Consider the following 12415-nt stretch of genomic DNA (forward strand, 5'->3'; position numbering starts at 1 on the left):
GCCTAAATTTCATTTTATCGGCAGATTTGTTCACGTAGCGATTCATGAAAAAGCGGTTACCTGGCGGGCAGGATCAGGTCGACTTGTTCCCTGACATCATTGGATAAGGAAATACCCAAATGGCTTCCTGTCCTTTCGTTGACCGCCAGAAGGACATCCCTGAGGGGATGCATGGTTGGCTCAGCATTCTTCGCCAACACCTCGTTGGCAATTTTTCCAAGGCTTACACCCATTTTTTTATTATCTGGATACACTGCAAACAACGCCCCATGTTTTACATGCAGGGGGTTGGAGGAAAACACCACCAGGTTTTTGTTCCAGGCAGCGTCCAGCAGCAGTGAAAATATCGCACTATTTACATAGGAACCATCTTGAAGTATCCAAACTGCATCACCTGAATTGGCCTTCTCCAGCATCTCAGCATAAATGGAAGCTGCCGCCCTGATATCTTCAGCCAGATAGACAATCAGCTCAACATTCCTTTTTTTCAAATACTCAACGGCCCCCAATAGCTGCAAGTCATCACCACTGGATTTCTGAACCACATGAACGCGCTTGACCCCGGGGGAGAGCACCAACAAACGGTCGAGAATCACTTCCGGGTCGGGAATCATGACAATACCCGGATACGCATACTCCCCGCTGTTTACCGCTCCAAGCACCAGCGGCGGACGGTTTTCCAACGCATTCGCCGTCAGCAGACTACGCTTACCCAGGGCAAGAACAATATCCGGTTTTTTTCGACTCACTTCCGGCTGTAGGCTGGTCTTTTCATCCAATTTAACAAAGGTTGTATCGCCCTTAAAACCGCTGCGCGCGCCTTCAGAAATATCTTCAAATACCTTTGAAAATGGAGCTTTGACTTCAGGATACAGCACCATGAGCTCAGCGCTCACGCTTTTGCTGCTAAGCCCAGAAGTAAAAATAACAATAAGTGGCAGGAACAGTCTGGCAAGCCAACTTCCCCACCCACTATTAAGGTATGGATTGTGTTTAATCATCCTTGTGCTCTGCTTAACCGCTAACCTGCAGTTTTCCCTAGAATCGGTAACGGATTTCACCCATCACCGTTTGCCCTGCCAGCGGCAGGTCGTCATATATCAGTGGGCCAAAGTCAGAATTTTGGGTTGGCTCCCTAGCATCTTCATCAAACAGATTTTTGACGATCAATGCTACGTCAATATTGTTCCAAAGCGACTTGCGACGGAGGGTTAAATCAACAAGTGCGTAGTTATCAATATCGGAGCGTGGATCTCCACTGGCACGATTGCGATCCATCACCCAGTTAGCCTGCACATTCATAAACCAGTGGGGCAGAAACTCCCAATCAGCCTGTATATAGACCTGCTTCTCTGGAGAATTGGCAGAGTCTTTATTGAGATTTTTATCTTCTGATTTCTGCCAGGCAAGATTACCGATCAACTCCAGTTTATTAGTTGCCTGCCACCTAGCCTCAAACTCCAAGCCATGCCCGGTCTGTTCGCCGGCATTCTGGGCTTGCTTTACACCAGGGGTTCCAGAATCCACATATTGAATAATGTCCTCCCATTCATAGTAAAACGCATTTAGGTTAAACGTGAGGTTGTAACCAGCCCGATAATCGAATGCCAATTCATAGCTTTTCAACTCCTCCGGCTCAAGACCTGCATTGCCCTGGAATAGTGGATTAAAAAGAGCGCGGGTCTGGGCAAAGGAAGGAGCCCTGAAAGCCTCACCATAGAGGAATTTCGTTGTTAAATTCCTAGTAGTCGACCATACCAGTGCCAAACGCGGGTTCACGGTATCTCCAAAGTCCGAGTAGTGGTCATAGCGAACACCCGCAGTTAACTCCCAATCATTAGCTAACTGCCACACATCTTGCAGAAAGACGTAATTATTTTCTCGCTCATCTTCTGACAAAAACGCTAGCGGCGTATCCGTGACTTCGACAGGCGGGTCACCAGGCATAATGGGCAAAAACGTATACGGGTTAATTCCGTAGTTTCTTGACTCTTTTACCTTATATAAGTCGCCATAGTAATAACCTGCCCCTAAGCCGACCTCATGCTTATCAAAGCCTTTGTAAAAAGAGGTAATATTCAGTCTCGAATGACGCTCATAAACTTCGGGGTTACCAATCACACCATCAGGAAAGCCTCCTGGATACAAGGGAAAGCTCGTTATCGGATCAAAGAATGGTCCTGAAGTACCCTCAGGATAGAGAACCAGATCCCCTTCAATTTCCTGGGTAGTACTCAGATAGCTAGCCTGAATCTTTAACGAAAGGTCTTTAATAATCTCAGCAGTTTCGTAGGTGAGGTCGGCATTATATCTTTTACTTGTAATACCATTATCTTCTACCAGAGCTTGCGCCGTTCCAGCCCCGTCTCCCCCATGGCTTCTGACTTGCCCCCCGGCTCTGAAAGTAAATTCCTTGTACGCTAATTCTATGCGGGCATCATAGTTTTCCCGTTCCATATTAACTGGGCCAGGAGCATGGGACGCATTCGTAAATGTGAAAGAATCGAGGACGCTCTGTGCATCAGAAGTTATTTTTTCGTTATAACCATCCGTGTTAAGGCCTTCAAGTATTCCATAAAACGCAACCTCACCGATGGTTCCACTCTTACTCACCCAGTATTCCTTAGTATTGTATGTGCCGTATCTGGCACCCGTCTCAAAGGAATCCTCCCCGTTAGCTTCATGGGTAACAATATTAATCACACCTGCAAACGCATCTGCGCCATAAAGGGCTGATCCGGGCCCCCTAATCACCTCAATCCTTGAGATTGCCTGCACCGGCATCCCCCCCCATCCTGTATTTCTATCTCCTTGGAACAGGTTGGTAATAGGGATGCCGTTAATCAGCATCAAGACTTGTGGATTGAAACTAGCGTATATACCCCTAAAAGTGTAAATGGGGTTATAACCCGCACTATCTCTGGCAACATGCAGGCCCGGAATAGTTTCCAACACCTCATCAATATCACGAGCGCCCATTTTCTCAATTTCTTTCGCCGTAACCACTGAGGCAACAGCTGGAGCTTTTGCGATAGGCTGAGTCATCCCCGTTGCAATACTGATAAATTCTTCCCCACCATAGAGCGACATCAGATCCATATCTGAAGCTTCACCAAAATCATCAGCAAAACACCCTAGCGTGACGAAAAAAACCGTTCCCACATACCATCTGCACTTCATAATCTTGCCTCCCACTTTCTAGTTTCTGCGTGGCCAATACTCTTCACGCGAGATACCTTTAATGGAAAAAATGTTCCCTCTTCTTTATCCATCGCATCTACCATTGCGGCAAACATCCCAGCCGAAAAAGCCATCGATGCCATCAAGTAGTATTCTCTGGCTGCCAGTCCTGCATCAGCAGCTATGGCCGCATTAACAGCGGCTATATTCATTTTCATTTTTTTCTTTGAAAAGAGAATATTCTCAATCTCAAATGCTAACTTCAAAAACTCACCATCCCCATATCCTGCAGCTTTTGCAGCAGAAACAACGGGAATAATCCTTTCATCAGCTGGCGCTAGTGGGCGTCCATAGCCGGGTACTACCTTGTGCTCTTTCAGATAACTCAGCACAAACTCTTCTAGTAATCGTCCAGAAGCTTTTTCTTTTGAAGCCTTATGCAGAAATTCGTAGGCACCTTTAATGGGCTTCAGCCCATAGATTGTCGCCTCAGAAGCTGCGATACCCGCACTGACACCCAGAACACCCGTACTTCTGGTGGTTCCAGCCATTGCTGCAATTCTATTTGGCCACAACCGAGGTTCAGGATAACTAGTGCTCAAAACCCACATCGTCTCAGTTAAACGGCAAAACGTTTTATTTTCGCGGCCAGTGATCACAAAATAGAGATATTCCATCCATGTGGATGATGAAAAGTTGGAAAATAAGTCGCGCCCACGAAGCACAACCCGCTCACTAGCAAACCAGGCTCCCATTTCGGTTTCCCAGTTATCTTCACGATAACGAAGAAGTGGCAGTCCCTTCATGGCGACACCACAGAAGGCTCATCGGCCACTGGGCCAGGATCATTAAGTAATTTCAATCCATCAGCAAAAAAAGGATATTTGCGCCAGCCCAGCTTTTCCTGCTCAAGTGAATGCACGGCAGCACCGGGTAAACGCAGTAACAAATACAGCATTTCCGCCTGTTCCGGCGAGAACTCAAGATCGGCCATAGCCGCAGCTGCAACACCAGACATAGCCAACGGCAGCCCAGCAATTTCTTCCAGCTTCTTGCGATTGCATAACAACCAGGAAAGACAAGCGCCCTGACCAGCGCTCGCCAGATACTCCAGGGTTTGTTTCACCGGTGTCGCGCAGGAAACACCATTAGGGTCAAATCCAGGAGGATGCTCCATCACTGTCCAGACATCAGCATGATCATGTTCAGGTGGCTCTTTTATTAGCCGACTCCAGGCACTGATATCAGTCCCACAGGCTGACCAGTACTGTACTGCCGTCAGGATTTCATGCCCACCACCCAAATTACCTGCGCCTACGGAAAGGGCACCGATAAGTGCGGATGCGTGTGTTGATCCTCCGACGCCAGCACACATGGCTGCACGCACACTGTGATCCCGAGGACCAGGGTTCGCCAAGGCAACCGCCAATCCTTCCAGCAGTTTGGCCTGACTGGATGTGGGTCGCTCCAGCTTGAATAGCACATACAAATATTCTATGTACGTGGCTTTACCCAACAGGTCACCGTAGACATCGTAACCGGCACAGAAGCATGCGGAAGCAGCAAAGGGGTTGTCCTCCTCTGCTGTCTCCCGCCATATTTTTGTCGTGATTTGTTCAGGTTGTTTTTCGTTCATACCATCTGCTTAAGGCCTTTGGCCCGCATACCCATAGGCGGCACTTCATCTCGATCAATACGAACATCCAACAGGGTAGGTCCTTCCCTACTGCAGATTTCGTCAATATCCAGTGACTGCAAATCCTCAGGAGATTTAATGATGTGACCTGCCGCACCCATAGAGTGGGCAAACTGGGCAAAATCGATTACTGGCAACTCAAATCCGATGGGCTCTGCACCGGTCAATTCCTGCCCATGGCGAACCATGCCATAGCAACTGTCATTCAGAACCACGAACACCACCGGCAACTTTTCCTGAATGGCAACGGTAATTTCCTGGCCGCTCATCAACAGGCTGCCATCACCTGTGATACAAACCACCGGATCGCCTTTCTCTGCCAATGCAGTACCCACGGCACTTCCAATGGCCCACCCCATGGAAGCAAATTCCAGGGATGCACGAAACAAGCCACCCCGAGCATTGCGCTTGCCGGCAATGCGGCGGTCATAGGGATGCAGGTAATGGGTTGCCCAAGTAAAGCTGCCCCCGGAATCTGCGAGATAGCGGGTATTCGGGGGGAAAATTCTCGGCAACTCGCGCATCAGACGCTGAGGTTTGATGGGTGTTGCATCAGAGCAATAACCCTCAAGATCTTCCATCTTAAAATGCAGCGTTTTCTCTTTATCTGCCGAGTCATCGGCGGGCTTGATATCGCTGCCAACCACGCGAATCTGACTTCTTAAAGCCTTTTCAAACCGGTCGACCAGTCGGTCAAAGATGCTGGACAGGCGCCCTCTGACATGCAGTTTCGCCATCGGGGTACGGGTAAAATTCTCTTCCACAGATTCCACATGGATCATGCGGGTGGTCAACAGAGACTCGGTATCCCAGCCATCGCTGGCCCATTCACCAAGGGTTGCACCAACGGCCACCACAAGATCAACGTCCGGGTCACACAACACATCTCGGGCGCTCTGGTGGCCGGCAAAACCGATCACCCCCCTGAACAACGGATGATAGGGACTGACCAACCCTTTACCATGGGGCGTCACCAGGATACGGGCATTGAGGTCCACCGCCAGGGTCAGAATACTCCCTATGGCTTCACTCGCCTCATCACCAATCAGAAACACCGGGCTTTTGGCATTAACCAGTTCTTCATAAACTGTTCTACCGCAACGTCATCCACCAGGGAGGGCTTATTCAGTAAATTCACCAAATCATAGCTGGGCGGTGCCGTCGCCAAATCACGCATGATATCCAATGGCACACTCAAGTGTACGGGGCCCCCTGGCGACTGGGTGGCGGTCATAATCGCGGACACCAGCTTGGCCTCGAATTGTCCAGCATGGGAAACCAACGTGTTATAGCGAGTACAGTATTCAAACAGTCCGACTGTATTTGTGCCGGTACAGGATGACTCCTGAAAAGCGCCTCGACCAAAAGTGGACAACGCCGTTTGCGCGGTGATGACCAACATCGGAATATTGTTCTCATAGGCAGAAGCTACACCGGTGATAAGGTTGGTTGCCCCTGGACCTGTGGTGGCACAGCAAACACCCAGCTTACCCGTGTTGCGCGCATATCCATCCGCCATAAAGGCGGCACCACTCTCATGGCGCGCTATCACCGCCCGAGGGCCTCCCCTGCGCTCGCTACGCGCCAGGGCGCTGTAGAAAGGCTCAATGGCACCACCCGGCACTCCAAATACATACTCCACACCCAATTGCTCGAGATAGGCTATAAGCAGGTCACCAAATTCCATTTTTTCACCCATTGAGAGATTTGCATTTTGCTTGCCAACCCTGAGAGCATCCATAAAAATTTCTCTTATTTATCAAAAGGATATGGATATTTCTTAAATCTGTTGTGGCAGTTTAGCCATTATTGCCTTATTTTTGCTTAAAATTCAACCATGAAAGGTGCAAATTTCCGAATGGCACACGGAATCAATTTAGCGAAGTGGGCAGTATTTTTCAGCCTCGATTCCACACCCGCTATCCCTTACAATTAACCCCTTTTCACACCCCCTGACTTGTAACTTGATGACACAATCTTCCCCTACAGACATTAGTCGTAAAGAGCCCCCTAAAAGTGAAAACCTCCTTCTCAACCTGCTCTTCAATATTATTCTGCCTACGGTAATTCTCACCAAACTCAGCGGTGACGAATATCTGGGCACCCAATGGGGAGTAGTGGTTGCGCTGGCTTTTCCCCTGACCTACGGCCTGAAAGACTTTGTCCAGTCCCGCAAAATCAACTTTTTTTCGGCACTGGGGACGATCAGCGTGTTGCTGACTGGAGGGATCAGCCTGTTGGAACTGGACCCGGCTTACATTGCGATAAAAGAAGCTATGGTGCCTGCAATTTTCGGGGTGGCCACCCTTGTCTCTCTCAAAACCCCCTACCCACTGGTCAAAACCTTTCTCTACAACGACAAAATTTTACAAACCGATAAAATTGCCCTGGCGTTGCAGGAAAATGGCAACGGTAGGAATTTTGAAAGATTGTTGGCTAACGCCTCCTGCCTGGTAGCAGGTTCTTTTTTCCTGTCTTCATTGCTTAATTACCTGCTGGCGACCCTCCTAATTACCAGCCAGCCGGGAACGGTTGAGTTTAATGAACAGTTAGGCAAAATGACGGCCTTGAGCTTTCCTGTCATTGCCCTACCGGCAATGATTGTGCTGATGGGAGCTCTGTTTTATCTCTTTCGGGGTATCACTCGATTGACCGGACTAACGCTCGAAGACGTTATTCACCATCACGAGAAAAAGGGAAAATAGTTCATGTGGTACGCCATTATCAGTGAAGACACCGAAAACAGTCTGGCCAAACGGCTCACGGCCCGCCCCGCCCACCTGGCAAGACTGGAGGCCCTGAAAACTCAGGACCGCCTACTGGTGGCCGGACCGCATCCTGCAATCGACAGTGAAAATCCCGGGGATGCTGGCTTCACCGGCAGCCTGGTCATAGCCCAGTTTGACTCACTTCAGGATGCCCAGTTGTGGGCAGACGAAGACCCCTACATTACTGCTGGTGTATACGCCAATGTGACCGTCAAGCCCTTTAAAAAAGTACTTCCCTAAAACGGGGCGTTGTTACCGAAAGTTATTACCGAAAGTTATTACCGAAAGTTATTACCGAAAGTTATTACCGAAAACAGGATCTACCATGAGGATAATTACTGCGGCAATTCTCGTCTTGCTCGCCTTCAACCTTCAGGCTGAAACGGTTTATGTTTCAGATGAATATCGTGTACCGCTTCGCTCCTCACCCTGCCCCCGCTGCAGCATTCTGCACAAGGGCATCAAAAGCGGCACGGCAATGACCCTAGTGGAAACCAACGCAGAGGGATGGAGTCATGTCACCACCTCGAGCGGCCTCGACGGATGGATGCCCTCACATTACCTGCAAAATGAACCAACTGCGCGCAAGCTAATCGAAAGCATGAAGGAAAGAACAGCTGCTGCTGAACAACAGGCCACGCAGCTTAAGGAACAGCTGGCTTTATTGCAGGAAGAGAACGATCAACTGACCAGTCACCTGGAAAGTCTGCAGAGCAATAACGAGGGCATCAGCAGTGAACTGCAGTCCATCAAGAAAATCTCTGCCAACGCGGTCGCGATCAGCCAGCAAAACAAGGAGCTTCTGGAGCGAAACGGCATGCTACAGAGTGAAATCGACGTTCTCAAAGCCTCCAATGAGCGGCTGTCGAATAACGAGCGCAACACCTGGTTTCTCTACGGAGCACTGGCCGTGGTCATGGGTTCTCTGTTAACACTGCTCCTCCCGCGCCTGAAAAAACGTAAACGCTTTTCTGAATGGGCTTAATGATGAAAAAAATTATTCTTACCGTTTTACTCGCTTTCTCTGCACTGTCACTACATGCCGAAGAATCAAAGCCGGTACACATATTGCTGACCACCAGCATGGGCGATATCAAGATGGAACTCTACCCAGATAAAGCTCCCAAATCAGTGACCAACTTCAGCAATTACGTCAAAGCCAAGCACTATGATGGCCTGGTTTTTCACCGTGTTATTAAAGGCTTCATGATTCAGGCGGGCGGCTTCAATGAATACATGAGTCCCAGAGAGCCGTCGGGCAGACCCGTCAGAAACGAAGCCTACAACGGACTTAAAAATGTTCGCGGCAGTGTGGCAATGGCACGCACGAATGATCCTGACAGCGCCATGGCCCAATTCTTTATCAACTCCGTGGATAATCACTTTCTTGACCGCAGTGGCCAGAATGCAGGTTACACGGTGTTCGGAAAGGTGACCGAAGGAATGGACGTCGTCGATAAAATTTCGGCTGTCCCCACCGGCCAGGTTGGCCCCTATGGCGATGTGCCCAGAAAACCGATTCATATCGTCAGCGCACGTATTATTGGCGACGAGTAAGCGTGTCCACAGCTCTCAGCGTCAATCTCAACAAAATTGCCCTGATTCGCAACTCCAGGGAAGGCAACTACCCGGACGTCATCGCGCACGCCCGGACATGTATTGAGCATGGCGCAAACGGTATCACAGTACATCCCAGACCCGACCAGCGGCACATTCGCACCGGTGATGTCAGGGAGCTGTCGTCCTTACTGTTGCCCCTTGGCGACCTCGAATTCAACGTTGAGGGCAACCCCCTTGCGCCACCCAGAGGCTCCTACCCAGGGTTTATTTCCCTGGTGGAAGAAGTTCGTCCGGACCAGTGCACACTGGTCCCCGACAGCGACAACCAGCTGACATCGGATCACGGGTTTGATCTGACCCGCTCGGCAGACCAGGTCGCCCCAATCATAGAGCACCTGAAATCCCTCGGCATACGCGTCAGCCTCTTCATGGACCCTATTGAGGAGCAGATTCGTCTCGCTAAAGAGGTGGGCGCTGACAGAATTGAACTCTACACAGGCCCCTACGCAGCCGCCTGGGGGACCCATCAGCAGGAAGAGGTTTTTCAGCAACATTATCTAGCAGCTGAACTAGCTATGGAGCTGGGTCTGGGGCTCAATGCCGGTCACGATCTGAACCTGAAAAACCTCGCCATGTACGCCACCATCCCCGGGCTGCTGGAGGTTTCCATTGGCCACGCCCTCACGGTGGATGCCATCGCCATGGGACTTAGCAATGCCGTGGAAGCCTATAAAAAGATTCTTACTTCAGCTTAATGGCCGCCTTCACGGGCCTGCTGGCAGCCAAGGCAGAGTACTGACTCAGGCTTGATCTCCAGGCGACGAGGGTCGATGCACTCGCCACAGTCTTCACAGTATCCGTAATCGCCCGTTTCAAACAATTTCAGCGCGCGTTCTACTGCAAGCAAGCGCAACCGATATGAAGCTCGACTGGCCTGACTCATCTGCTGTTGTTGCATGGCATCCATGCGCGACAATCGCCCAACCCGGGATTGATCAAGCGTCACCACATCACTAGCCGCTGAAGATATTTCCAGTAAATAAAAAAGCTCCTGCTTCAGCTCCGTCAGCTGCAACTGAAATTGCTGTAATTGCTGGTCCGTTAAGGGTTCCATCGCTCTATAATAGCCCTTTGAATCCATACTGATAACGCCATGACAAAGCAGGCTGATCACAACCCCCAGAACAACTACCAGCAGCGCAAACGCTTCTTCGGGAGACTACTGACAATCTACGGTCGAAAACCGGTGCTGGAGGCACTGCAGGACAGACATATACCCTGCTATCGGGTACACCTCGCGGATACCAACAAGCCCGGTGGAATTATTGAGGAAATCAAAGCGCTGGCCAAAAAACGGGAGATTGAAATTTGCTATCACGACCGATTGGCTCTCTCCAGAATCTCCCGAAATGGCAAACAGGATCAGGGCGTTGCCGCTGACCTTGACTGCCCGCACCATATGCAGCTGGAAGATTTTGTTGCCAGCCCGCCCAGTGGTAATTTCAGCCTGATCGCCCTGGATGGTGTCACCAACCCACAGAACCTAGGCATGATCATTCGCTCGGTCACCGCCAGTCCCTGCCACGGAATTCTATTGCCCAGGCAAGGCACGGCATCCATTTCTCCCCTGGTAATCAAAGCCAGCGCCGGCACCCTGTTCAAAAGTCGTTTAATTCACTGTGACAACCTTGCGGATGCACTGACAGCACTTAAAGAGTTGGGGATTACCGCCTGTACACTTTCCTCACACAGCGAACAGCGTCTTGCGGATTTCCAGCCGGCAGCTCCAGTAGTCTATGTGCTCGGTAATGAAACGGAAGGTGTGAGCCCACAAGTCCATGCCTGCTGTGATGCCCATGTGCGCATTCCCATGCACAATGAGGTGGAGTCCCTCAATGTCGCCGTGACAGCTGCCCTGCTGGCCTTTCGTGGAGAATATTGACCCTGTCCAGTTTTTATTCGGATACTGAAGACAAGCTGGTTCGTTTAGGCCCCTGCTGTTTCCAGAGGTCGCTGAATAGCATAGCGACAATCGCAGCCACAACCGTCAACAACCCGAGCACACCAATGGCCGGCAGTACACCAAATGCCGCGATGGCCTGGCCACTCAACCAGGCACCAATAGGTGCCGAACCGAACAATGCCAACTGGTAAACAGACACAACTCTGGCCCGGTAGGCCTGCGGGGATTCTTCATGGGTCATGGAGCGACCCAGCATCATCGCCAAACCGGAAGCACCGCCCCACAGCACAATAGTCAGAAACAGCAGCCACTGGGGCGGGTGCAGGGAAATCACCACCAGAAAGAAACCTCGCACCATCAGGCTGACCAACAATATTCTGCCGGGTTTGGCGAAACGGCCCACCAAGCGAATGATCACCAGATTGGACAAAATCACCCCGAACATAAAGCTGAACTGAATCCAGGCGAAGAAGGCGGCCCCCTGATGATAAACCTCACGGGTCAGCAGCGGCATGGCAACCAGATACATGCCGAACCCGAGAAAACCAGTAGCGGCGACAATCATCATCAACTGCAGCAGCCGGGGGTCTTGCCTTACCAACTGCAACCCGGATTTCATCTCCTGCCAGGTCGATCCACTGTGCCGGCATTTCGCTTCACTCAACGTCCCAAGGCTGCGGTGCAGGAACCATCCAGACACACTCAGCAATAGCAGCTGTACAAGTAACAACAGTGGCAAGCTGACCTGTTCCAGGTAACCCGCCAGCACAATCCCAATGCTCTGGGCCGTGAATTGCACAAACGATGCCCGGGCAACCGCCTGTTGCAATTGGGTATCCACGACCCTGGATAGCAGGCTTTCCCGAGCTGGTTGAACAAAGGCGGTGATCGTGCCGAACACAAAACCGAACACCAGCATCAGGCCGTAGGTCAGGTGCCCTGTCACCAGGGCAGCCAGCAACATCAGGCAAGGCAGGTTATACAACAGATACAAGCGCAGCAGGTGACGTCCGGGGTGGCGGTTATCCGACAACACACCACCCCAGAGAACGAAAAGCAGTTGGGGTAACATCAGGGCCATTTGCCCCAATCCGACGCGCTCTGGGGTTTCACCCAGCACACCTACCAGCAACCAGGGAAACAACACAATCTGCAACCCCTGAGCCATGGAGCTGCTGCCAACCCCCTGTAAATAGGCGCGAAAACTTCCTGTGGGGCTGTTAGTGGGGGCTTGAGGTGACATGGGGG

General features: G+C 50.8%; 14 protein-coding genes. 6 read left to right on the forward strand and 8 right to left on the reverse strand.

The genetic code is table 11. From position 1 onward, the window contains the following. Nucleotides 1-56: 56 nt before the first annotated feature. Genes Q8A57_RS02075 through Q8A57_RS02100 form a run of 6 tightly spaced genes read right to left on the reverse strand, consistent with a single transcriptional unit; the run spans nucleotide 57 to nucleotide 6617 of the window. Entirely contained in the window at nucleotides 57-1061 is a 1005-nt protein-coding gene (locus Q8A57_RS02075) for an ABC transporter substrate-binding protein (protein ID WP_305169260.1), read from the reverse strand. After that, entirely contained in the window at nucleotides 1039-3180 is a 2142-nt protein-coding gene (locus tag Q8A57_RS02080; RefSeq protein ID WP_305169261.1) for a TonB-dependent receptor plug domain-containing protein, read from the reverse strand. The genes Q8A57_RS02075 and Q8A57_RS02080 overlap by 23 nt, the downstream gene beginning before the upstream one ends. Beyond that, nucleotides 3177-3986, reverse strand: a complete 810-nt coding sequence (locus Q8A57_RS02085; protein WP_305169262.1) for a citrate/2-methylcitrate synthase — start codon at nucleotides 3984-3986, stop codon at nucleotides 3177-3179. The genes Q8A57_RS02080 and Q8A57_RS02085 overlap by 4 nt, the downstream gene beginning before the upstream one ends. Further along, nucleotides 3983-4816 carry a citrate synthase family protein gene (locus Q8A57_RS02090; RefSeq protein ID WP_305169263.1) on the reverse strand — a complete coding sequence of 278 codons (834 nt, stop codon included), beginning with the start codon at nucleotides 4814-4816 and terminating at the stop codon, nucleotides 3983-3985. The genes Q8A57_RS02085 and Q8A57_RS02090 overlap by 4 nt, the downstream gene beginning before the upstream one ends. Then, a complete protein-coding gene (locus Q8A57_RS02095; RefSeq protein WP_305169264.1) occupies nucleotides 4813-5931 on the reverse strand; it encodes a thiamine pyrophosphate-binding protein in 1119 nt (372 codons plus the stop codon). The genes Q8A57_RS02090 and Q8A57_RS02095 overlap by 4 nt, the downstream gene beginning before the upstream one ends. Then, nucleotides 5922-6617 (reverse strand): thiamine pyrophosphate-binding protein, encoded by a 696-nt coding sequence (locus Q8A57_RS02100; RefSeq protein WP_305169265.1) that lies wholly within the window; start codon nucleotides 6615-6617, stop codon nucleotides 5922-5924. Before Q8A57_RS02100 ends, Q8A57_RS02095 begins: the two co-directional genes overlap by 10 nt. Nucleotides 6618-6843: 226 nt before the next feature. On the opposite strand from Q8A57_RS02100, the gene Q8A57_RS02105 reads away from it, so the two are divergent. The 5 genes from Q8A57_RS02105 (at nucleotide 6844) to Q8A57_RS02125 (ending at nucleotide 9959) form a co-directional block, all read left to right on the forward strand. Next, nucleotides 6844-7581: a VC0807 family protein gene (locus Q8A57_RS02105; RefSeq protein WP_305169266.1), complete on the forward strand. Its 738-nt coding sequence runs from the start codon at nucleotides 6844-6846 to the stop codon at nucleotides 7579-7581. Between the two features lie 3 nt (nucleotides 7582-7584). Beyond that, on the forward strand, nucleotides 7585-7884 hold the full coding sequence (locus Q8A57_RS02110; protein ID WP_305169267.1) for a YciI family protein: 300 nt from the start codon (nucleotides 7585-7587) through the stop codon (nucleotides 7882-7884). Between the two features lie 85 nt (nucleotides 7885-7969). Beyond that, on the forward strand, nucleotides 7970-8629 hold the full coding sequence (locus Q8A57_RS02115; RefSeq protein WP_305169268.1) for a TIGR04211 family SH3 domain-containing protein: 660 nt from the start codon (nucleotides 7970-7972) through the stop codon (nucleotides 8627-8629). Then, on the forward strand, nucleotides 8629-9201 hold the full coding sequence (locus Q8A57_RS02120; RefSeq protein ID WP_305169270.1) for a peptidylprolyl isomerase: 573 nt from the start codon (nucleotides 8629-8631) through the stop codon (nucleotides 9199-9201). The genes Q8A57_RS02115 and Q8A57_RS02120 overlap by 1 nt, the downstream gene beginning before the upstream one ends. Before the next feature lie 2 nt (nucleotides 9202-9203). Continuing rightward, nucleotides 9204-9959 carry a pyridoxine 5'-phosphate synthase gene (locus Q8A57_RS02125; protein WP_305169271.1) on the forward strand — a complete coding sequence of 252 codons (756 nt, stop codon included), beginning with the start codon at nucleotides 9204-9206 and terminating at the stop codon, nucleotides 9957-9959. On the opposite strand, the gene Q8A57_RS02130 is transcribed toward Q8A57_RS02125, so the two are convergent. After that, a complete protein-coding gene (locus tag Q8A57_RS02130; protein ID WP_305169272.1) occupies nucleotides 9956-10318 on the reverse strand; it encodes a TraR/DksA family transcriptional regulator in 363 nt (120 codons plus the stop codon). The two genes, Q8A57_RS02125 and Q8A57_RS02130, sit on opposite strands and share 4 nt — an antisense overlap. 39 nt (nucleotides 10319-10357) lie before the next feature. On the opposite strand from Q8A57_RS02130, the gene Q8A57_RS02135 reads away from it, so the two are divergent. Next, nucleotides 10358-11146 carry a TrmH family RNA methyltransferase gene (locus Q8A57_RS02135; protein ID WP_305169273.1) on the forward strand — a complete coding sequence of 263 codons (789 nt, stop codon included), beginning with the start codon at nucleotides 10358-10360 and terminating at the stop codon, nucleotides 11144-11146. 13 nt (nucleotides 11147-11159) lie between these two features. Here Q8A57_RS02135 and Q8A57_RS02140 read toward each other — a convergent pair whose 3' ends face one another. Next, nucleotides 11160-12410 (reverse strand): MFS transporter, encoded by a 1251-nt coding sequence (locus tag Q8A57_RS02140; protein ID WP_305169274.1) that lies wholly within the window; start codon nucleotides 12408-12410, stop codon nucleotides 11160-11162. Between the last annotated feature and the right edge of the window lie 5 nt (nucleotides 12411-12415).

Source organism: Porticoccus litoralis (assembly GCF_030676955.1).
In the GTDB taxonomy this organism is placed as follows: domain Bacteria; phylum Pseudomonadota; class Gammaproteobacteria; order Pseudomonadales; family Porticoccaceae; genus Porticoccus; species Porticoccus litoralis.

Bases quoted from the DNA above. Each gene is read 5' to 3' on its own strand.
- Q8A57_RS02080 (WP_305169261.1), bottom strand. From the start codon at position 3,180: ATGAAGTGCAGATGGTATGTGGGAACGGTTTTTTTCGTCACGCTAGGG.
- Q8A57_RS02085 (WP_305169262.1), bottom strand. From the start codon at position 3,986: ATGAAGGGACTGCCACTTCTTCGTTATCGTGAAGATAACTGGGAAACC.
- Q8A57_RS02090 (WP_305169263.1), bottom strand. From the start codon at position 4,816: ATGAACGAAAAACAACCTGAACAAATCACGACAAAAATATGGCGGGAG.
- Q8A57_RS02100 (WP_305169265.1), bottom strand. From the start codon at position 6,617: ATGGATGCTCTCAGGGTTGGCAAGCAAAATGCAAATCTCTCAATGGGT.
- Q8A57_RS02105 (WP_305169266.1), top strand. From the start codon at position 6,844: ATGACACAATCTTCCCCTACAGACATTAGTCGTAAAGAGCCCCCTAAA.
- Q8A57_RS02110 (WP_305169267.1), top strand. From the start codon at position 7,585: ATGTGGTACGCCATTATCAGTGAAGACACCGAAAACAGTCTGGCCAAA.
- Q8A57_RS02115 (WP_305169268.1), top strand. From the start codon at position 7,970: ATGAGGATAATTACTGCGGCAATTCTCGTCTTGCTCGCCTTCAACCTT.
- Q8A57_RS02120 (WP_305169270.1), top strand. From the start codon at position 8,629: ATGATGAAAAAAATTATTCTTACCGTTTTACTCGCTTTCTCTGCACTG.
- Q8A57_RS02130 (WP_305169272.1), bottom strand. From the start codon at position 10,318: ATGGAACCCTTAACGGACCAGCAATTACAGCAATTTCAGTTGCAGCTG.
- Q8A57_RS02135 (WP_305169273.1), top strand. From the start codon at position 10,358: ATGACAAAGCAGGCTGATCACAACCCCCAGAACAACTACCAGCAGCGC.
- Q8A57_RS02140 (WP_305169274.1), bottom strand. From the start codon at position 12,410: ATGTCACCTCAAGCCCCCACTAACAGCCCCACAGGAAGTTTTCGCGCC.